This is a genomic window from Paenibacillus endophyticus (assembly GCF_014192395.1).
GTDB lineage: Bacteria > Bacillota > Bacilli > Paenibacillales > Paenibacillaceae > Pristimantibacillus > Pristimantibacillus endophyticus.
The window spans coordinates 417,958-439,220 of record NZ_JACHXW010000003.1; the positions used below are offsets into that span (position 1 = coordinate 417,958).

Annotated in this window: 15 protein-coding genes and 1 pseudogene; 2 read left to right on the top strand and 14 right to left on the bottom strand. The window is 43.6% G+C overall.

What is annotated here, in order from left to right; genetic code table 11:
• Positions 1 to 196: 196 nt before the first annotated feature.
• From FHS16_RS07340 to FHS16_RS07350, 3 genes are all read right to left on the bottom strand, one after another.
• Positions 197 to 565 carry a DoxX family protein gene (locus tag FHS16_RS07340; RefSeq protein WP_183560407.1) on the bottom strand — a complete coding sequence of 123 codons (369 nt, stop codon included), beginning with the start codon at positions 563 to 565 and terminating at the stop codon, positions 197 to 199.
• 245 nt (positions 566 to 810) lie between these two features.
• On the bottom strand, positions 811 to 1,413 hold the full coding sequence (locus FHS16_RS07345; RefSeq protein WP_183560409.1) for a class I SAM-dependent methyltransferase: 603 nt from the start codon (positions 1,411 to 1,413) through the stop codon (positions 811 to 813).
• 179 nt (positions 1,414 to 1,592) lie between these two features.
• Positions 1,593 to 2,357 carry an SDR family oxidoreductase gene (locus tag FHS16_RS07350; protein ID WP_246431644.1) on the bottom strand — a complete coding sequence of 255 codons (765 nt, stop codon included), beginning with the start codon at positions 2,355 to 2,357 and terminating at the stop codon, positions 1,593 to 1,595.
• Between the two features lie 255 nt (positions 2,358 to 2,612).
• Here FHS16_RS07350 and FHS16_RS07355 point away from each other — a divergent pair, with 255 nt between their 5' ends.
• Positions 2,613 to 3,422, top strand: coding sequence for an SDR family NAD(P)-dependent oxidoreductase (locus FHS16_RS07355; RefSeq protein ID WP_183560411.1), 810 nt, complete (start codon positions 2,613 to 2,615; stop codon positions 3,420 to 3,422).
• 79 nt (positions 3,423 to 3,501) lie between these two features.
• A complete protein-coding gene (locus FHS16_RS07360; protein WP_183560413.1) occupies positions 3,502 to 4,041 on the top strand; it encodes a TetR/AcrR family transcriptional regulator in 540 nt (179 codons plus the stop codon).
• A gap of 91 nt (positions 4,042 to 4,132) precedes the next feature.
• Here the strand turns inward: FHS16_RS07360 and FHS16_RS07365 are convergent, their stop codons facing one another.
• The 11 genes and pseudogenes from FHS16_RS07365 to FHS16_RS07415 form a co-directional block, all read right to left on the bottom strand.
• A complete protein-coding gene (locus FHS16_RS07365; RefSeq protein ID WP_183560415.1) occupies positions 4,133 to 5,017 on the bottom strand; it encodes a carbohydrate ABC transporter permease in 885 nt (294 codons plus the stop codon).
• Positions 5,018 to 5,028: 11 nt separating this feature from the next.
• Positions 5,029 to 6,003 carry an ABC transporter permease gene (locus tag FHS16_RS07370; protein WP_183560417.1) on the bottom strand — a complete coding sequence of 325 codons (975 nt, stop codon included), beginning with the start codon at positions 6,001 to 6,003 and terminating at the stop codon, positions 5,029 to 5,031.
• A 219-nt stretch (positions 6,004 to 6,222) separates the two neighbouring features.
• Complete coding sequence (locus FHS16_RS07375) at positions 6,223 to 7,830, bottom strand: response regulator (RefSeq protein WP_183560420.1); 1,608 nt, start codon at positions 7,828 to 7,830, stop codon at positions 6,223 to 6,225.
• Positions 7,827 to 9,584 carry a sensor histidine kinase gene (locus FHS16_RS07380; RefSeq protein ID WP_183560422.1) on the bottom strand — a complete coding sequence of 586 codons (1,758 nt, stop codon included), beginning with the start codon at positions 9,582 to 9,584 and terminating at the stop codon, positions 7,827 to 7,829. Before FHS16_RS07380 ends, FHS16_RS07375 begins: the two co-directional genes overlap by 4 nt.
• Positions 9,585 to 9,766: 182 nt before the next feature.
• Entirely contained in the window at positions 9,767 to 11,317 is a 1,551-nt protein-coding gene (locus tag FHS16_RS07385; RefSeq protein WP_183560424.1) for an ABC transporter substrate-binding protein, read from the bottom strand.
• A gap of 124 nt (positions 11,318 to 11,441) precedes the next feature.
• Positions 11,442 to 14,231 (bottom strand): family 78 glycoside hydrolase catalytic domain, encoded by a 2,790-nt coding sequence (locus tag FHS16_RS07390; RefSeq protein WP_183560426.1) that lies wholly within the window; start codon positions 14,229 to 14,231, stop codon positions 11,442 to 11,444.
• 16 nt (positions 14,232 to 14,247) lie between these two features.
• Positions 14,248 to 15,516 carry a glycoside hydrolase family 1 protein gene (locus FHS16_RS07395; RefSeq protein ID WP_183560428.1) on the bottom strand — a complete coding sequence of 423 codons (1,269 nt, stop codon included), beginning with the start codon at positions 15,514 to 15,516 and terminating at the stop codon, positions 14,248 to 14,250.
• 313 nt (positions 15,517 to 15,829) lie between these two features.
• On the bottom strand, positions 15,830 to 17,659 hold the full coding sequence (locus FHS16_RS07400; RefSeq protein WP_183560430.1) for a family 43 glycosylhydrolase: 1,830 nt from the start codon (positions 17,657 to 17,659) through the stop codon (positions 15,830 to 15,832).
• A 43-nt stretch (positions 17,660 to 17,702) separates the two neighbouring features.
• The gene (locus FHS16_RS07405; RefSeq protein ID WP_183560433.1) at positions 17,703 to 20,012 is read right to left on the bottom strand and encodes a glycoside hydrolase family 2 protein; all 2,310 of its coding nucleotides are present in this window, start codon (positions 20,010 to 20,012) and stop codon (positions 17,703 to 17,705) included.
• A 140-nt stretch (positions 20,013 to 20,152) separates the two neighbouring features.
• Positions 20,153 to 20,656, bottom strand: a pseudogene (gene paiA, locus FHS16_RS07410) (spermidine/spermine N(1)-acetyltransferase); the annotation flags it as partial.
• Positions 20,657 to 20,686: 30 nt separating this feature from the next.
• On the bottom strand, positions 20,687 to 21,139 hold the full coding sequence (locus tag FHS16_RS07415) for a MarR family winged helix-turn-helix transcriptional regulator (protein ID WP_183560435.1): 453 nt from the start codon (positions 21,137 to 21,139) through the stop codon (positions 20,687 to 20,689).
• Positions 21,140 to 21,263: the final 124 nt, after the last annotated feature.

The window sequence follows — 21,263 nt, forward strand, 5'->3', positions numbered from 1 at the left end:
TTAGGCTTCATAAAATAACAAAATGCACCCCCTATAATTTCATCAGTTTGCCTCAGGGGCTTAACCAATGTCTATTATAGGGGGTGCTCTTCAGAACGTGATTGAATGGTTTGATTGTTGGAGCCTATTGGGATCGAACTCCCAAGCGCTTGCTTGCCATTCAAGCATTCTCTACCTAAGTATGCTGCACTTGAACTTAGCCAAAAAGTTGGGGCAATTCGTCTGCGTATAAGAGTACTAATGCAATAGCTATCGCTAGATTTAACAAGGCAGGTATGATTTTCCCGATCGGATGTTTGACTCTGAAATGCGAAAGGCATGCCAACAGCATCATAATGCCGATCCCTATGCCGGTCCAAGCGGCAACACTAGCATACCAGTAGCCGATAATAAGTCCTATACATCCAACAATTTGAAAGTAGCCTGTAACAACCCGGAACCATTGAGGAAGCTTAATCGAATCGAACAGTTCGATCTGATGTTTAGCTCCTGCCAGCTTGCTTCCACCAAAGAATGCCATGGAGAACAGCAGCCAGCTTTGAAGAACGATGGTTAGAATGTGCATATGAGTCATCTTCCTTATCCATTTATTATTGGACACCATTCAGTGTCCTAAATCATCATATAACACCATTAGGTGTCCTGTAAAGCAATATTTAATGGATGGAATGAAAAGCTTCACAGCTCATTGTTCATTCAAAAAAAAAGGGGTAATCCAACAACGTTTCCGTTGTCGGATTACCCCCTTTGGAATAGATGAGCCGATTTGACCGAGCAGCAGATCCGGCACCTCCCTAATCATTAGCTAGCTTATTTCTTAGCATCCATTATAAATAAGCTGGCATCCTGGTTCATGAATATGTTATTGCCAGTGTAAATGGTTTTAGATTTCGTTTCTTTGAATCCAATCTTGCTCAAAAGCGCAATAAGATTTCCCTGATCGAATCCATTATGGACCATATCTGTTATGACGTTTTCATTTTTATCAAAATCTACGATCAGCAAATGGCCTCCCGGATTCAGCACTTCATATAATCGTGATAACACTGGCTCTATTTCTTTGATATGAAGTAAAACTTGAGCCATAAAAACATAATCGGCATGTAGGTCGGATCTCGCTCCCGCTTCAAAATCAAAGCAAATCGTTTCTGCATTCAAAACATTAGCGTTAGCGACTTTTTGATTGATTAGTTCAAGCATATTTGGTGACGTATCCAAAAAAACGACATGTTGGAATGCATCAAGCAAATTCAGCCCGACAAGCCCTGTTCCACATCCAAAATCAATAGCCCTTTTATCTTTACCGTTTTCTATGAATTCACGAATGGCGTTTGATGCAATGTTTGCGATTTGAATTCTTTCAGAAGTGTCATAACCATTTGCCATTGCTTCAAAAATATCTGTATTGCCCATGATCTTGCCTCCACTTTGGTTTCTCATAGCGTCGCATGTCCAGCCTTTGGCTGATCATGAAGAACTATGCTCCAACGTCCATGTTTGGGAATGCACCTCATTATATCAGAAGGATGATTACCTAGGCAAAAACGTCTACACAATATCCCAGCTACAGCATTGCCGAGACCTCACCCATCTTAATATGCCGTCCAACCGGCATCTGCCGTAATAATCGTGCCATTGACGAAGCTTGATTCGTCCGAGGCTAGAAATAATGCCACCTTAGCGATCTCCTCAGCATCCCCTACCCGCGGGTTGATTGCCATTCCCGCCATCGCGCGTTCCGCTCCAAAAGGATTTGGTGCTGTCAACGAAGCGGATATATTGGTCATCACGCCGCCCGGCGCAATTGCATTGCAGCGAATTCCTTTATTCGCATACTGAAAACCTACGTTTTTGGTCAGCCCCACTACAGCATGTTTAGAAGCCGTATATGCTGTACCGGCACGTGATCCGAATAAACCGCCAGCTGAAGCGATGTTAACGATGACACCCGCGCTCTTCGGCAAGAAAATGGCGAGCGCCTTCCGAATGGTTCTCATCGGTCCTGTCGAGTTGACCGCGAAAACTCGTTCCCATAGCTCGTCCGTAAGTTCACCCGCAGGCACGAAATTATCCATAATGCCAGCATTATTCACTAATATGTCAACTGTTCCGTACGAGTTTGTCGTCTCGTTGAACAGACGTTGCACATCATCTTCCATCGCTACGTTTGCTTGAACGGCAATTGCTTCGCCTCCCTTTTCCTTGATTTCTTTCACCACTTGGGTGGCATTCTCCAAATGAAGATCAGAAACGACGACTTTAGCCCCTTCAACTGCGAATAACTCGGCTATGGCTTTCCCCATACCAGAAGCAGCTCCGGTAACGATTGCCACTTTCCCTGTAAGCTTCAAATTCATCCCTACTTTCATCCTATTTACAGCATGTTTCCTAGTTTGGAATGTTACTGAACTCGAATTCCAAAGGAACTGTAATTCCATCCTAATGTATGATGACTGCACACCTCTAACGTTTTGACGACTTCATCAATGGAACTTTAACGACTATTTCGGAATGAGAGCCAGATTAGCAATTATTATGGTTGACAAGCACGCCTATCAAATTTAGACTAATAAAAACATACACATGTATGTTTTAAAAAAGGAGGATTTTTCATGACGGATTTCTCAAGCGTTAAGGGCAAAGTTGCTATAGTAACAGGTGCTTCTGATGGCCTCGGCAAAGCGATTTCACAATGTTATGCGGACAATGGCATGAAGGTCGTTATATCAGATATCAATACCGACAAAGGATTACAGGTTGTAGAAGGAATTAAACTTGCCGGCGGAGATGCAACATTCTTCAAAGCTGATGTAAGTAATGAAGAAGAAGTAAAAAACCTTATAGACTTTACAATCGAGACATTTGGACGATTAGACGGGCTTGTCAATAACGCAGGCATCGCCGCCGACAATAGGCCTATTCACGAATATTCTACTGCGGAGTTCGACAGACTCATGTCTATTGATTTGAGAGGCGTATTCTTAGGAACGAAATATGGAGTCGAAGGCATACTAAAGTCTAAATCGTCTGGGGGATTCATTGTTAATGTTGCTTCATTAGCCGGAATATTGGGAAACAGCTCCATGGGCATTTATTCATCCGCCAAGCACGGCGTTGTAGGTTTGACCAAAAGCGCTGCGCTGGATTACGCCCCTTATAACATCACCGTTAACGCGATTTGTCCGGGAACTTTCAGAACTTCGATCTGGGGAGAAACACCTGAAGAAATCGTCACTCAATATGCAAAAATATTCTCGCCAAGCGGAAGATTAGGCGATCCAAAAGAAATCGGCCATCTGGCTCTATTTTTAGCATCGGACTTGGCACGTTATATAAGCGGTTCAGCTATCTCGATAGATGCTGGCTCGAGCGCAGGCAAAATTACTCCTGTACAATGGGCTCATCCTGAAATTTTGGAGTAAATCGTCTCTCTCCCTCATAACTTCCTAGCGGAAGTTATTTTTCTTTGTATGCTATAATGCATGTGAGGAGTTGAAAGACATGATTACGACCAAAGAGAACATGTGCGAAACGGCTATTCAAATGTTTAGAGAACATGGCTATGAGAACATCAGTATCAACATGATATGTAATCGACTTCAGGTCACTCGCGGTTCTTTCTATCATCATTTCGAAGGTAAAAGCGATCTGCTATTATATTGGTTCTCCTCACAGGCTAGGATGCATATCAAGCTAGCGCTCGACATAGGCTCTCCAAAACAAATTTTAAAGAAACATGCGCTCGATTACGCAAATATCATCGAAAAAGTCGGCCATGATTTTATGTACCACATACTCTTGGCGGAATTCGAACTTCAAGGCAAGCACTTTCATACCTATTTCAATGCGGAAGGCCTGTCCATCGATCTCATCCAAAAGGCGATCGAAAATAACGAAATTCATTCAACGAGGACACCTAAGGATTTGTTGGATACGTTTGTCGCTGGTGTCATTGGGGTCATTGTATTGTGGAAGCTCGAACAAGGCCAATTTGATATCTCTAAGAAAATTGATCTAATCTTTGAAGTTACCTATCGGTAAACCGAAAAGGACAGCAAGAACCATCCTCTCCTTCCGGATTGGCATTCTTGCTGTCCTTTGTTCGTTCTTACTTTGCTTTACCTTGAGACCACTATCCTTTCACTGCACCGAACATAATGCCCTTAATAAAAAACCTCTGGAAGAATGGGTACGCGATCAAGATTGGAAGCGATCCTAACACCGCGATCGCCATCTTTGCCGTATCCGAGGGCATCTGAGACATGGCATCGCCTGCGTTTGCACTCATATTCGATTGAATAAACTGAATGTCTTGCATAATCCTTTGAAGGAGATTCTGTATACTGAACAACTCTGGCTTCGTTATATAGATCATCCCGGTCTGCCAATCGTTCCAGTACATGATTGCCGTGAACAGCCCGATTACAGCTAATATTGGCGTGGAAGTAGGAATAATGATGCTCCCCAGAATCCGGTATTCACTCGCTCCATCCAATTGCGCTGATTCGATCAAATCTTTCGACATCGATCCTTGCAAAAAGATTCGCATCATCATGATGTAATAACCATTCGTGAGAACCCCAGCGACAATTAATACCCAGATGGTGTTTTTCAGTTCTAATATTTGCGCATAAATAAGGTACGAAGGAATCATCCCTCCGTGGAACAACATTGAAAAAAATACGAGAAACAAAATAATTCCGCGATGCGGCGTTTCTGGCCTGGATAACGGGTAGGCCATCAACAGGGTGGTGAATATGCCAACCGTTGTGCCAACGACCGTTACGAATATCGATACGCCATAAGCTCGAATAATATTCGATCCACTGTCGAATAAATACTCATATGCCGCGGTACTGAACACTTTAGGTATGAGAGAATATCCATTTGCTATGAGTGAGGATTGATCCGTCAACGACGCAGAGATCAGCAAGATGAACGGAATGATACAGATTACGCTTAATATGATCAGAACGGTATGACTAAACCATGTTATGACTCGGCTCTCATTTTTCACGTCGTTTCCCCCTAGAATAATGCACTTTCTTTATTTTTGCGACGCACCAGATAGTTTACTGTAATGACGAGAACAAATCCTACAACTGACTGGTACAAGCCTGCCGCAGCAGACATGCCCATATTGCCGCTTCCCATCAAACCGTTAAACACATAAGTGTCGATTGTGGCCGTAGTCTCGAAAAGTGCCCCAGAATTCAGTGTTACCTGATAGAATAAACCAAAGTCGGAATAAAACACCCTTCCCAGCTGGAGCAGGGCCATCATAAGGATTACTGGTGTTACGATTGGAAGTGTAATGTATATAATCTGCTTTAAGCGGTTGGCGCCATCTATCCTCGCAGCCTCGTAATAATCCTCGTTGATCCCGAGCAATGCCGCAAAATAAACAATACTTCCATATCCGACTCCCTTCCACTGATCCACGAAAGTCAAGATTACAGGCCAAAACTTCGCTTCGGCATACCACATGATTCCCTCCTCTATTCCGAGCATCGGAAGAATCGTTCGATTGATCAAGCCATTCTCGACGCTTAGAAACCCGTACACCAGATAACTGATAATTACCCAAGAAATCAAGTGAGGCATTGAAATAATGGCTTGATAAGTTCTTAGAAAAACCTTCTGTTTAATTTCGTTAAGCAGGATAGCGACACATAAGGACAAAATCGTTCCTAAACCTAGAAATAACAAATTGTATAGAATCGTATTGCGGGTAATAATAAATGCGTCCGAGGTTTTGAACAAATATTCAAAGTTTTTTAATCCAGCCCAATCGCTTCCGAAAATACCTTTCGCAAAGTTAATTTCCTTGAAAGCAATGACAACCCCGAACATTGGCAGATAGTTATTGATTAAGAGATACAATAACCCTGGTATCATCATGACCAGTAGCGGCGAGTACCTGCGATAATCATACTTTTTCTTTTTCTTTTCCGATTTCGTTTGAGGCAAGGCGGTCGAATTCGCCGGTGAAATCTGATTCATGTACACTCACATCCTTGTCTTCGTCTATTGTTTATAGACCTATCATAAGAAATTCACGTAAGTTCAACTAACGTTAAGCCGACTTCTTATCTACCACTTTCACGACTATTGTCGTGAGCAGATCATGGTTTACAAAAAAAAATAGCGGTGCCAGGGTAGTAATCCCTGTACCGCCATTTCTAGCTTAAGGCTTGCTGCTTCATTGATTTTTGAGTCAGATCATTTGTCATTTTTTCCAAATTGGTTCCTGAATTCCGTTGGTCCCAGCCCAGCATGTTTTTTGAATATTCTAGCAAAATGCGAGAAATTGGTATGCCCTACGGCCGATGCAATCGAACTAATCGGGATGTTGGTTTGCGATAGCAGCTCTTTAGCCAAGTTGATTCTTTCAATTAATACATAATCAGAGATCGAGTATCCCGTTTCTTTTTTGAATATCCTAGATAGGTAATCAGGATTCAGATAGACATGATTGGCAATCGTATCTCGCGACATGTCGTGGCCTATATTTTGGTCGATATAGCGTTGGACGGTCTGGACGACCGTTTCGGTTTCTTCGACTGCTTTCGTTTGTTGCACGGCTTTGTCCAGTGTATGATGAACCCAAGCTAATAAATCAGCCACAGAGTGTCCCGCTAACTCCGACAGCCTTCTAGATGCTTCATCCCCATATAGCTGATGCGCCTGAATGCCGTTCATATTCAAAAACGAATACAGCGCCTGCATGAAATCCTGATGAAACTGATGCAAAATATTGGCATCCACGATTTGGTTTTGTACCAGCTGATTGAGAGACTTCTCTACTTCGCGAATAGCCTCGTCCTTTGTCCCTGTTTTTAGCAGTGATAACCACATATTCAAATCTGGCAGCCCGATTGATTGATTCGTATCCATCCTCTCAACGTAAGGAAAAACCTCATTGTAAAAGGCTACGTTATTTCGATCGCGTTGCTTTAAGCTTGTTACCATCCCTGCAATTCCTTGAGCTTCAACAGGCTTTCCTAAATAACAAGATACACTGCAATAAAAAAACTCTCTACACAGATCTAAGTAGCGATTGCATGCCTGAGGAAGCAGATCTAGGTTTCCGTCTTCCAACATATCCGCAGCAAAAATTCCTATCATTGTTCCGCGGTCAAGAAAAAAGAATACCCCATTCAAATGGCTGCCCGTTATGATTTCTTCAGCCGAATTTTTAAGCGCATATTCCATTATTTTTTCATCACGCCGACTTAATGGTTTATTCCATTTTTTCACTGAAATTAACAATGGGAAAAAAATCGCGTCATCTAATACAGGCAGTTGATGATACTCCGCATGGTTATGAATCGCTTCCGGATTACTTGGTATGGTGTGATTAATAAGGTCCAACCAAAACCGTTCAATGACAAGTGATCTATGCTTCATCCAAAATTGATGCGATTGTTTATTCCTAATCATTTCACTGTTATGGTCAATGATGCCCTGAGCTCTGCGGATTACATTTTCTAATTCATCCGCAAGCACGGGCTTTAACAAATAATCCAGACTCCCTAACTGAATAGCTTCCTTTGCATACTTGAAATCGGCATGGCTCGTCAAAAATATGGTGATAAGATTCGGATATTGCTCCCTTGCCCATGACAGCAGCTCCAAACCGCTCCCTTGCGGCATTTCTATATCGCACAACATAATGTCTATTCTTTCACTTTCAATTATTGCTTTCGCCTGTTTCATATTATAAGCTGTGAATAACCTGGATAGCCCAAGCTTATCCATATTCAGATCGCTTTTGACTCCTTCAATAGCATGCAATTCATCATCGACAAGCAACAATTGATAAGTCATCGTTTCCCCTCCATTACAGGTTGAGTTGGAACAATGATTTCCACTACGGCGCCTCCTGTATCCTTATCGTTGCCATAATAAATGCTGACAGTTTCGTTATAAAGCAGCTTTAGCCGCCTTTGAACATTCCAAATCCCCGTTCGCTCACCTTGTTCATTTTCTATGTTTTTGCCAGCCTGCAGGTCACGAAGAATCTTATCCTCGAATCCTTTCCCCGTATCCTTTATGCTTATTTTCATCATAGAGCCGTCTACTTCATTTTCGAAACCGACATATACCGTGATGTGGATAGATTCCTCCATCGTTACCGCATGTTTAATCGAATTCTCAACAAACGACTGAATAACGAGAGGAGGAACCGGAATATCTGTTAAATAATCTGGTGCATCTACTTTCCAGGTCAATTTCTCAGGAAAACGCAGTTCCTGTATACTCAAATAATGACGAGTGTGCTGCAGTTCATCATTTAGCCTAACAAAGGATGTATTGCTGCGAAATAAAAAACGGAAATATTTTATCAATGACATGGTCATTTCCATGATCAATTGGTGGTTTTTGACTTTAGCTAAATTATAAACGATATTCAAAGCATTCAAGAAGAAGTGTGGATTTACTTGCAGCTGCAGCCGCTGAAGCTCCTCTCGCTGCTTATTCAATTGTTCTTCAAACACGTTGACTCGAAGCGTCTGGATTTCATTCATCATCGAATTAAAGGAAAAACCCAATATTTTAAATTCTTCTGCGCCGAGTTCGGCATTCACACGGACACCCCAATCCCCCCCGCGGACTCTGCTCATAGCAAGTAAGATCCGTTTAAGCGGAATAAGAAAAACTTGCCTCATTAAATAAAGACCAATCGGAATAACTATGAACGAGCTTATGGTAATAAGCCAAATAAGCCGTTGAAGATAGGGAAGGTTCGCTAGAATGTTGCGATCCGGAATAACCGCAACCAAGCTAAAGTTGCCTCTATAGGATTCTGTCCCGACGACAAGATATTTGCGATCCGATCCCGATAAATAATGTTCATTTACGTTCTTCCTCAGGTTTATTCCATCGTTGTCTACAAGGCTGCGATTTGTAATCGATTCGCCTTGATCGTCAGCAATCAGCGTAGTCCCCCCCTCCCCTAGTTTTAGAGCGCTAAGAGGCTTTAGCAATTCATCCGTTTTAACCCAGCCACCTAGGTAGACATCTCCTGATTTCACGATATTAACGAGGTAATGCTCTTGCCCGATTTGGGTATGCTGCCATCTTTTGGTCCTAATTCCTTTGGGTAATTTTTGTTGAGTGATCATGTTCGTGATATGAGCTTGCACAATTTCCTTTTCCTCATAGGAAACACCGGTAGCGTATACATCCATATAGTCGCGTCTTTCCTCGACATAAACAAAAAAAGAACCCAATAATTTAAATAAAGCCATATCGAACGATAATTTGTTGAAAATATAGGCTTTCGACATATAATACTGATCATCGGTTTCAGCCTGTTTAAGGGCAATTAAATCATAGCCCGTTCCGGCAATCGTATTGATATAGGAATCGATATCATTCAAGTTCGAATCAATCTGGTTCATATAGAGCGATAACGTATTTTTATAAGAATCAGCCACTTGTTCGCGGACTACGTCAATCGCGTAAAAATTGTTGTAAAGCAGCATTCCAGTCAGAGGCAGCGTCATAATCAGTACGCTTAACGTAATCTGAATTCGTAATGAGTTTAGGTGAAGCCTCTTTAATGTAAGCCTTTTCATGCTCTCCGACTCCTTGTTGATTTGTTTTCTTACATTATAAGTGACAAACTCCCCTTCGCCTAAGCGATTTAACTCTAGTCCATTTCACACGATAAACCTCCAATAAACAAAGCCGGATCTACTTGTAGACCCGACTTTGCTGCTGTTATTATAAGGCTTATGGCTCAAGCTTAACGCTTTGCTTATTTGGATGCTGCCCAAGCGTCTAACTGTTTTTGTTTCTCCTCAATCACTTTATCCATGCCAGCCGCTTTCAATTGCGTAATAAATTCCTTAAGAACGGAATCTGGAGCCACCGAGCCTGTTTCCAAAACTGATTTGTACCGGTTCGTAACATTCGTAATCGCCGTCAATTCATTCTGTACATTGCTTGGGTTGAATGAAAACCCTAATGCTTTTGACTTATTCGCTGCACCATTAAATTCCATAACGCTTTGGCCGAGCTTCGGGTCTTGGCCTTCGAATGTATAGGCTATGAAAGGATTGCTCGTCGTTAGCGCATTCATCGTATAGCCGACAGTCGATATGTCAACGCCTTCTGGATATTTGATTACATTATCCGATACGTTAACATAGTGCTTGCCTTCGATTCCCCAAATAATAAGATTGACAAGGTCTTTATCTGTGTACATTAGCTCCAGGAACTTCATGACGCGCTCCGGACTTTCAGACTGCTGGGCAATTCCCCATAACCCGACTATTACATCAGTAGTGACCGCGTACGCATCGATATCGAGATTTGCAACCACCAATTCTTGACCGATAAGACGCTCTTCCTGCGCTCTAATTTCGGGTTTGTTCATCGTAATGTAAGAAAAAGCCTTATTCGCCTTAAGCAAGTCAGCTGTATTCGTTTTCGTAGTTGCAGCATCCTTATTGACATAACCTTCTTTAAACCAATTGTGCATTTTATTCAGTAACTGTGCATATTCGTCAGATTCATACCAGTTAACTAATTTCAAATCGTTGTCGAATCCCGGCAATACGCCATTACCGTCTCCTAGCTTATCATAGCTCCTGTAAAAATCCATCGTTTTCGATAAACCGGAAGCAATCGGAACCACTCCGGGCTCATTGTCCTTAATCGTTTTAAACACGTTGTCCAAATCATTCAAGGAATGGATGGCATCAACATCAATATTATGTTTTTCTACCAGGTCTTTTCTCATGAACACGGCTGGCTGCGACGCGAAAGAATGCATAGTAGGAACACCGTAAATTTGTCCGTTCACTCTAGCGGACTCCATATATTCCGCTCCAATAGCTTCCACGATGCCTTGTCCATGTTTCTCCAATAGCGGATCGATCGGAAGAAGTTTGCCGCTTATCGCATCTGTGGCATATTTGCTTCCAATGCCGAAGGTAAACATTAAATCCAGCTTTTCCCCGCTGGATGTCATCAGGTTCATCTGCTGGTCATAACTTCCAATGCTAAGCGGGAGAATCGTTACGGTTGTATTCAGCTTTTCCTGTGTAAGCTTGTTAATTTCAGCTTCAACCAGCTTCATATCTGCCGGAACTGCTCCGAATATAGGCAACGCCATCGTTAATGCATAGGGCTCTTTCATTGCATCTTCAGCGCTTTCAGAAGATTCGGAAGCATTTCCTGCTCCCGTTGTCGGACTTGGCTCGCCAGTCTTATTTCCGTTGTTGTTTGAAGAGCATGCGGCGATCAGTGTTGTCATAAGCGCTAACGCAAGCAGAATCCTGGTGTACTTGAATGTCCTTTTCATCGTATTCCCCCTATATATTTGATTGCTAGCACTTTGAGTATATCTTCCCATATCCCGCATAACTAACAGTTTGACGACTTTATGACTATTGCTTTCAAGACTTTATCCCGCATGGCAAGCATGGTTAGATCGTAAACATATACTCGCCGCTCCCCACTGTCAATACGATGCTCTCCCCTTCATTGTAGGCATCCGCAGACTCGTTGAATCCATATTTCAAATCTTCTAGACGGCCTGGAAGCACAATCGTTGCCGTCGTATTGGCAGGAACCTCAAATCGATAGCTTACTTCATGGTCCTTCTTCTCCCAGCTTGACCGGATGGTTCCATAGCTGGACTCAAACGTTGCAGCCGCCCGAGTCAACGAACCGCCTGCCAATGGTTTCAACATAAAATGCTTGTAGCCTGGCTTCTCCCAAACAGGCCGAATGCCAGCTATACGGGCAAAGAGAAAGTCGCACACAGCCCCATATGAATAATGATTTAATGATCCAGACAGTTCCCCCTCGGGTGAGATGCCTCTCCAGCTTTCCCAAATTGTCGTAGCCCCCTTACTGACGGCAAACAGCCAGGACGGACTCGACTCCTGCTCCAGCAGCCGGAAAGCCAGATCGGCGTAGCCGTTATCCGCTAATACCTGAAGTAAGAAGGGCGTCGATAGGAATCCCGTATTCAAGTGATCATTCTGTCCTTCAACTAACTGTGCCAGCCTGTCTGCAACGGCTTGTTTTTTATCTTCTTCCACTAACCCGAATGCAAGCGTTCGGACATTAGGAGCCTGCCTATTTTCGATCATGGCCCCATCTTCTTTAATGAAATATTTATTATAAACTCGTTTAACCTTCTCATAGAGCGCCTTGTATTTCTCGCCTTCCTCGGTGTTCCCAAGGACAAATGCCATCTCAGAGAGCAGGCGGCTAGAATACGCGAAATACGCCGTTGCAACAAATGGGATTGATCCTCTGGAGCTAGTCATAGCTGATACGATATCGTTAAAATTCGTGTCCGCTTCCAACCATTCGCCCCAATGGAACTTACTATCCCATATGTAATGGGCATCAAGCTCCCCTTCGGTATAATTGTGATAAAACGGTGAATCTTTAAACTCCTCGCTTTCGGTTTTCGCGCAGGCAGCCATATAATCCACCCATGCTTTCGCTGAGTCAAACTGCCTCTCCAGAATCCCTTTGTCTCCGTAGCAAAGATAGAGGGTCCATGGAATAATAACCGCCGCATCTCCCCAGCCCGAAGAGCCGTCTAGCATGCTGGCAGTTCCGGGCTTTGGCCTGCGAAGCGCCAGCATGGGATCGGTATTCACCTTCGCAAAGCGTTCCCATTCTTCCATGCTGTGGTGCCCAATCACGGTTGGCACCGTGCTTCCGACCGAACCGTCCGGGAATTGTTCGGCCGCCAAGTCGGCCATCCATTTCTCAAAAAAAGGATATACATTCATAAAATCTGAAGCTGTTCTACAATAGAGTTGTGCATCGCCGGTCCACCCTGCTCTTTCTCTTGTAGGGCAATCGGTAGGAATCTCCATAAAGTTACTTTTCTGGCTCCATCTCGAGTTAGATACAAGTTTGTTAATCAATGGATTCGAACAGTTGAAATCGCCAGTCTCCTCTAAATCGGAATATACGGCTACAGCCGTAAAGTTCTCTGCCATTATTTCCCCAGGATACTTCTTCACCCGTACATATCGGAAACCGAAGATAGCAAACTGCGGCCGGTAGCTCTCCCTTTCTCTTCCTGCCACAATATAATGAACCTCTTGAAAATCCTCTATCCCTCCATGTGCCGCAAGATTCTGCAATGTGAAGTTACCATCCCGATCCAAGGCTTCGCCATGAATCAAAACGACCTCTTCCCCTTCTTCTCCTTGTACCTTCATATCGACCCAACCTGCGATATTTTGCCCGAAATCCAGTATCGTATCTCCATTTGGCGTATGCAATACCTTTGGTATGAACCTTTCCTTCTGTCTAACCGGTACGCTGCGGGTAGCAATTAAATGATCGAATCGATCCTCGACCATCTGCACTGGCGCCCAAGCAGCATCGTCATACTCCGGTTGGTTCCAGCCCGTTATGTTCAATCTGGCATCGTATAGCTCTCCGGCCTTCATATCCGACTTCAGCAAAGGACCTTGAGAGGTTCTAAAAGAGCTGTCGCTACCAATGATTTCGCGGCTCCCATCTTCATAATCCAGCATGAGCTGCCCCAAAAAAGCAACCTTGTATCCAAAATTGTTTTTCAAGCTTGCGCCGCCGGTTGTCCCTCTCCACCAGCCGTCTGCTAGAATAACCCCAAGAGTATTCATGCCTTCATGCACAAAGGAGGTCACGTCATATATTTGATATTGCAGCCGGTTATAATAAGAAGTGAACCCAGGCGTGTACAGATGATCCGTACCCTCCGCACCGTTCAAATAAAACCTGTACAAACCTTTCGCCGTAAAGCAAGCTCGCGCGGCAACGAGTCCTTTCTTTACGGTGAAGTCCTTCCGAATATAAGGAGCCGGTTTATAAGCATCGATGTCTACTTCCTTCTCCGGTTCAATCCATCGCGCTTCCCAATCCGACGTTTGCAGCAAACCTGTTTCGAAGAAGACGGGCTTGCTAAAGGCCGACTCCACTCCATGATTGCTCCAAACCTTGACTCGCCAATAGATACGTTCTATCGAATTTAATACAGGGCCCGCATACAAAATACCTTGCGAGTCGCCGCTCTCTAACTTGCCACTGTCCCATATTAAGATAGCGAAGTCATCCGCTTTGGATGCATGCAATTGATAGGCCGTTTGCATGACGTTTTTGCCATCGCTGCGCAGCTTCCAGCCGAGACGCGGTCGTTTCGTGTCCAGACCCAAGGGATTCTCCAGATACTCTGTACGTAACGACACCACTTCAATCATATTCTGTAACCTCACTTTATAATAGATTCGTGTTGGCAATATTTCCGTAATGGTATGCGCTAGGCTTGGGCTTTCTTTCTTGAGTGGATCGGTCCACTGCGAGCAGCCCAAAGGTTTTGGAGTATCCGAGCTGCCATTCGAAATTATCGAGCAGCGACCAATGCATATACCCAAGTACCGGTATTCCATCACCGATGCAATTATGCACCCCTTGCAGCGCACGATCGATAAAAGCAATTCGCCGCTCGTCGTTCTCCGTACCAATGCCGTTCTCCGTAACGATAATCGGCTTATTCAAATGCATCGAGGCATACCGGATTACGGACTCTAGTCCTTCCGGGTAGAACTCGTTGCCCATCTGCGTTTTCTCGGCATCCTCGGCAGGTGGTATATATCCTTCTGGACCATATACGTACCTTGTATAATTCTGCAAACCGAAGAAATCATCTTCTTCTAGATAAGGAAGAAACTGAAGAAACTCCTCCTGCATGGCATGCGCTGCATGCACTTCGCCGCCCGGGATGGACTGAATGTCATACAAGGACAACGTTATGCCAACTTGGGTTTGCGGGCTAACTTTTCGTATCGCCTCTCTAGCTTGTGTATGCGCCTTGAAGATCACTTCCAACCCTTTCTCCGATCTTGCGGCTAAAAAGGCATGGACTTCTTGGGGAGGCACGCCGAATGCTTGACCTAATGCGGCAAAATACTTTTGCATGCTTTCCATCGTCCCGGTATTAATTCCAACTTGCGCAGCATTCTGTGTCTGATGACGCTTTATGATTTTGGTAATTCCGATGGAAATGTTCGCCTCATTAATCGTGCATACGTAAGGAATAGAATCGCCTAACTCGCGCATGACATGCTCGCAGTATCGCGCGAACTTTGCTGGGGTCTCCATGGACTCCCAACCTCCGGCACGAATCAGCCACTGCGGAGAAGTAAAATGATGGAGGGTTATGATCGGCATAATATTAAACTCCTTACAGGCTGCTAGAACATCGCGGTAATGATCAATAGCCTCCTGATCGAACTGACCTTCTTTCGGTTCAATTCGTGCCCACTCGACGGAAAAACGATACGAATTCAAGCCTAATTCCGCCATAAGCGCTATATCTTCCCTGTACAAACGGTAATGGTCGACCGCTTCGCCAGATCGCTCCTTAAACACAGTCCCCTCCAAATTTTCCATTAACCAAAAATCGGAATTTACATTGTTTCCTTCCACCTGGTGTGCCGCAGTAGATGCTCCCCAGTAGAAGCTTTCGGGAAATTGTCTCGACATTATGGATTCCTCTCCTTTACCTATCGTAGTTAGTCGTTACTATCAAACAAGCGTAAACGGCTGTTGCCGTCCTCTGGCGGCTAAGCTTACGTTTCGCGTAGAAATATAGAGAAAGTTGGCGAAATCATATACTTTCCTATATTTTAAAAAACTAGCTTCATCCCATTGTAATCAAAGCCGTCAAAGCCAACTAACGTTTTGGCGACTAGTTGAATGAAGCTTTGCCGACTTTTCCTCCAGATATGAAAGCAGCCGGGTCCTCTTCGGCCCCGGCTGCTTGTATGTCTAGCAAATGAATACCCCAATCCTTCAATTAGATGACTTTCATAACTTCGCCTTCCGTAATTCCCGTTTCATTAAAAGCATCCACCCTGACATATACGGGCTCGCCTTTTATTAACGCACCTATGCTGACCTCGCATTTCCCCAAAACCATGTAGCTGTGATACAGCTTCTCCGGCGTAAACCCCCACAATACATTGTATCCTACAGCAGTGCCCACGGCAGTGTCTACGGCAGTGTCTGCGGCAGTGTCCACGGCAGTATCTTGGTTCCATGCAACGGTAAGATCAAGTCCGTTTCGAACGTCGGTCTTAACTCCGGATACTTGAATAGGACGTTCACCAATGCCCATTCCAAACACTCTAAGACCGGAAATACAAGCCTGTTGGCGATATGGCAGTTCTATCACTGTGCACCGGATAAACCTTGCCTTCAAGCCCTCTTCCCTGACGATCAGGTCATGCGCTAGATCGGTATCCGCATTCGATTTATCTTCGATGACGAAATATGATTTTCCGTCTAGCGAGCCTTCCAGAAGCCACCTCGTAACATGCTTGCGATGATCAATATAGCGAGGTGTATGTCCGCTTACGCGCAACTCCGCTCCATCTGGAAGCGAAAGATCTAATTGATCGTCTGCAAAGTTGATCTGGATCGCATGGACTTCGCATGGATTCATCAAGTCGATTTCCAAATATTGCCCCGCTTCGTTTGTTGCTGCTCTCCACCAGGTCTGGACATTTTCATCCGTTGCTTTCCCTGCCTCCTTCCCCTGCACATGAGTGGAAGCTCTCGCTGGCTTGTTGTAAGAGAGCAGCATCCACCTGGGATTGGACCATGTGTCGCTTTCAGCCTGCTCAATCTTCATCGGCCAGTCGCCGTATCGCTGATTGCAGTACAGCTCACCGTCCTGATCAAAGCCTGCAGGCCACAATCCTAAGCGCCTTTCGAACATATGATTCATGCTGATCCTCATCGTCGAGGCATGCCAGAAATTACCGTAGCGATCTTCCATCGTGGACCCGTGTCCAGCTCCCGGTATAAAGCCGCCTGGTTTAAAGGAGTATGGATTGTTTTTAGCCAGCGTAAAAGGGCCCAGTGGATGATCCGACACGTATACGCCATCGGAATATACGTTATACTGCGTACCGGGACTGGAATATTGCAGATAATACTTGCCCTCATGCTTATCCATCCATGCTCCTTCGATGTACGGATCATTCCCCAGCGCAATACGAATATAATTTATCATTTCTTCTGTTGCATCCGGCTTGCTTTGAACGTACATTTGAAGAGTCTGCTCGATCTGCTCGGGAGTTTTAGGCGGAATATGATTTTCTCCGTTCCTCTCATACCCAATGACGTTTTGATTGCTGAATATCAGCTCAGCCGGCTCACCAATCGGCTTCATGCCTTCCGGTTGCAGTTCAATTCCGTAGATTGGTTTAGCGTTCGAGCATCCCCAGTAAAAATAAACCCGTCCATCATCATCCACGAATAGATTCGGATCCCAGAAGGGAAAGGTGCCTTCGATCTCTTCGAAATGCCCATGAATAGGATCTTTCGTCCGGTAAAAAGAACCATTTTTCTCCGCGTTCGAGGCCGTGAAATACATATAATCCCCAATAATCCTTACGTCTGGCGCGTAGTCATAAATCGGTACATCGTTTAACGAATGGAATTCCCAGTCCACGAGATTATCACTGACCAGAAATCCACCCGTCATGGAAGGAAACAGGAAGTATTTTCCGTCGAACGAAATCAAGCTCGGGTCAGCTGCTTCTCTATTGACTTTCATTCCGTTCATTTCGATAAACTGATATTTGTATTCCATGTTGATTGGATTGCAGATGTATTTCATCTTGAATCACTCCCTCTCGAACTAAAATCAAGACCCATAGTCGTTAGTGCCGCTTTTTGATTTGCGTTAATTTTTTATTGAGCGCGTATAACAGCTTTTCAGTGAAGTGTTCCGGTGCCATTTCCGCCAACGTATCGATCTTGAATCCTTGAGTCATGCTGTAAGTAGGCCTCTCTCTAAAGCCTTCTCCTAGAAATTGATTCAGCACCGCTGCCGCATCATCGCTCTCATATAACTCTTTAAAGGTACATCTGGTGGAGTATACATCATTGGTAATTTGCAGATCCTCCATGGTCTTCCCATCTAGTTCGGGCAGTTCAAACCAGTTGCTGACCTCCTCGCCCTTGTCCTCTACCGGGGCTTCATAGCTTGCATTCGGCTCATCCACCTTATTAAACTGTGCAGCATCCGAGTATTGAACTTGTCCATCGATGGCTACAGCACGAATAGCATTCAACCCATCAACCAACCTCACATCCTCAAAACAGAAGATTTTCTCATCGCTGGTTAGCGTTTGAACTTTGGCGCCATTGACGAATAGCGTCACTTCAGAACAATTAGAATAGACCTTAATTGAAATGGATTCCTCTGCTCGGTCTATGAATCGTTTACTCGCGATATGAACAAATTTCTCATCGGACCAGTGAGCCTTATACATATAGAAAGCATCCTTCTTCACTTTTCTATCATAGGAAATAAGACCTTTATTATTTCTCCCTTTAACGCCGCCTTCGTCTCTGATATTGGCTCCAAAATCAAACATGTTCCACACATAAGTAGCCCATAAGAAACGTCTCTTCTCAAAAATCTTCCAAACGGACTCATGGAAAAGGGTATGATATTCTTCCGTATAATCTTTCATCTTAGGATCGGAACTATGATATTGGACAATACCTTCTGCCCCATATTCGGATATGCACAGCGGTACATCAGGATTAATAAGATGAAACTTGTCAAGCCAAGGGGCGAAATCCTCGGGCTTTCCGTGGTACCAACCGTAGTATTTATTGTATCCAATCACATCCGTCATGCGATTATATTCATCTTCCTCATTAACAAACAGAACATTTGCCATCGTCGTAATTCGGGTAGGATCTTCCTTTTTAGTCAGCTCATTCAGCTCTTTAACGAGCTTTCTGACCTCAGGCCGTTCTCCGCCGATTTGAATCTCGTTTTGCACTCCCAAGAATATAATAGATGGATGATTATAGTTTTGTTTAATCAATTCCAACATTTGCTGCTTTGCATTGATCCCTTCCCATTCATTCTGTGACATGATCGAGATGAAAGGTATTTCCGCCCATACGACCATACCTTCTTGATCACACAAATCGTAAAAGAACTGGCTATGTTGATAATGGGCGAGCCTGATAGAAGACGCCCCGATTTCTTTTATATATCCCATATCTTCGACTTGTTCTTGTTCTGTTATGGCCCAGCCCATATCCTTTCTGTCCTGATGTCTGGATACGCCGTGCAAAGGCAGATGTTCGCCATTCAAGAAAAAGCCCTGCTCCGGATCGACATGAAAGTACCTCACTCCAAAAGGAACAGAAATTTCATCGATGGTGTCATTAAAGCTGGTTAATGAAACATTTACCCGGTAGAGATAAGGATTTTTCCGGCCATGCCACAAGGTCGGATTGTCTATGATGCAACACATTTCTTCCGTACTGCTTTCTCCTGCAGCCAATACAACCTCTTTCGCAGCGTAGGTTGCAATCTGATTATCCGCATCGAGAATGTTTGCCCAAAGTCGAACCTTCTTCTCTTCATTACTGTCATTGACTAGTCTTGAACGAATGATCAGGCTAGCTTTTTCCTTCGTTACTTCTTCCTGAATGACGTAGACGCCATTAGATCCATAATCCATCACATCCAAATGAACGGAGTTCGTTACCACTACGTTGACATCTCGGTAGATCCCTCCGTAGAAGGTAAAGTCTGCTTTCTGAGGGTAGACGTCATCTGCGACCTTATTGTCGACTTTTACTGCAAGCACATTGTCTGCGCCGTAATGAACCGCCTCCGTTATGTCAAACCTGAACGTGGAGTATCCTCCTTTGTGCTGGCCCATATGCAGGCCATTTACGTATACATCCGTTATACTGTTAGAACCATTGAATTCAATAAACAGTCTGTTCCCCTCGCAAGAAGATTCAATCACAAACGTCTTTCTGTACCAGCAAGCCCCTTGATAATATTCATAGCCGTTTGCACCATCGATCGCGTTCCATGTATGCGGAATATTCACGATGCTCCAATGCTGGTCGTTATACGATTCATTGTCCGCATGCTCTTCATTCTCTCTAATAAATCGCCAAGCATCGTTCATCTCAATACGTCTTCTCATTGTGAAAAAACACTCCTCTTTTGAAAAAATACCTAGCCCTTACATAATTGTAATGATCGCAAAGAGAGCTCACTAACGTTTTGACGACTATATCGATGGAACTTAAACGACTTTCTGGAGAAAGAATCTTGTTCTCGCTGCTAAATGAGTGATTTGACCATTATAAAATCGATCTGTTGTTCATCACCCATTTGGAAAGAGTGGGCTCCTGTTTGAACAAAACCCAATTTTGTATAAAAGGCAATTGCGCTCTCATTTTTTTCCCAAACGCCTATCCAGATCTTTTCCTTATTCTGTGCTGTCGCCGTTTCTATCGCTTTATTTATTAAATATTTACCAAGTCCCTGCTTACGATGTTTTTCTCTCACATAAATTCTCTCGATTTCAAGTGAATGGTTGTCCATTTTTTCAGTTTGAGCATCATTCACGTTTAGTTTTAAATACCCGGCAATATCTTCATTTGCATAAATAAAATAAAATGCCGATGAGCTATTGGATAATTCCGTATCTAATTGCTTTAAGTTAAATGCCTTTTCCAAATAAGCTTTCATATTTTCAGCCGAATTTTGCTTCTTAAATGTCTCCGTAAATGTTTCAATACTAATTTTCTGAAGTAATTCCAGATCTTCGTTTAAACATTTTTTATATGCATAGCCATTTTATTTACCCGCCTTTTAATAGTTTCTCTTGTTTCCCTTTTTCACGAAATCCCATTCCTTTTCCACATTTATTCTGACTCTTTGCAGTAATTTGGAAATCGTTTCCGCTTCGCTTTCGGAAAATCCGGATAATGCGATCCTATTGGAGTAATCATTTTCACTTCTGATATAAGGATAAACCGTATTCCCTTTCACTGTAGGGAATAGCTTCTTAATTTTCAGGTTATAAGGATCGTCTTTCTTCTCGATAAAACCATGAATCTCCAGTTTCTGAATCGCCCGGGCAGCCGTTGTTCGGTCTACCTTTATCATTTCAGCTAATTTATCTTGAATAATCCCTGGATTCTCACATATTCGCACGAGATACAAGTACTGTCCTTTAGTAAGATCATATGCTTTAAATTCGATATTGCTAATGGAATCCAATGCTCTAGCTATCATTCCGATCTCGCGTAAAATCTCCGTCATATTCGCAACTCCAATACTATTTTTCAAGTGTGATTAAAAAATAGTACTCCATTTTTGTTGCATTTGCAACAAAAGTCCCATCAGAGCTCTACGCATAACCGCCAAATGGTTTAAAAAAACAGGA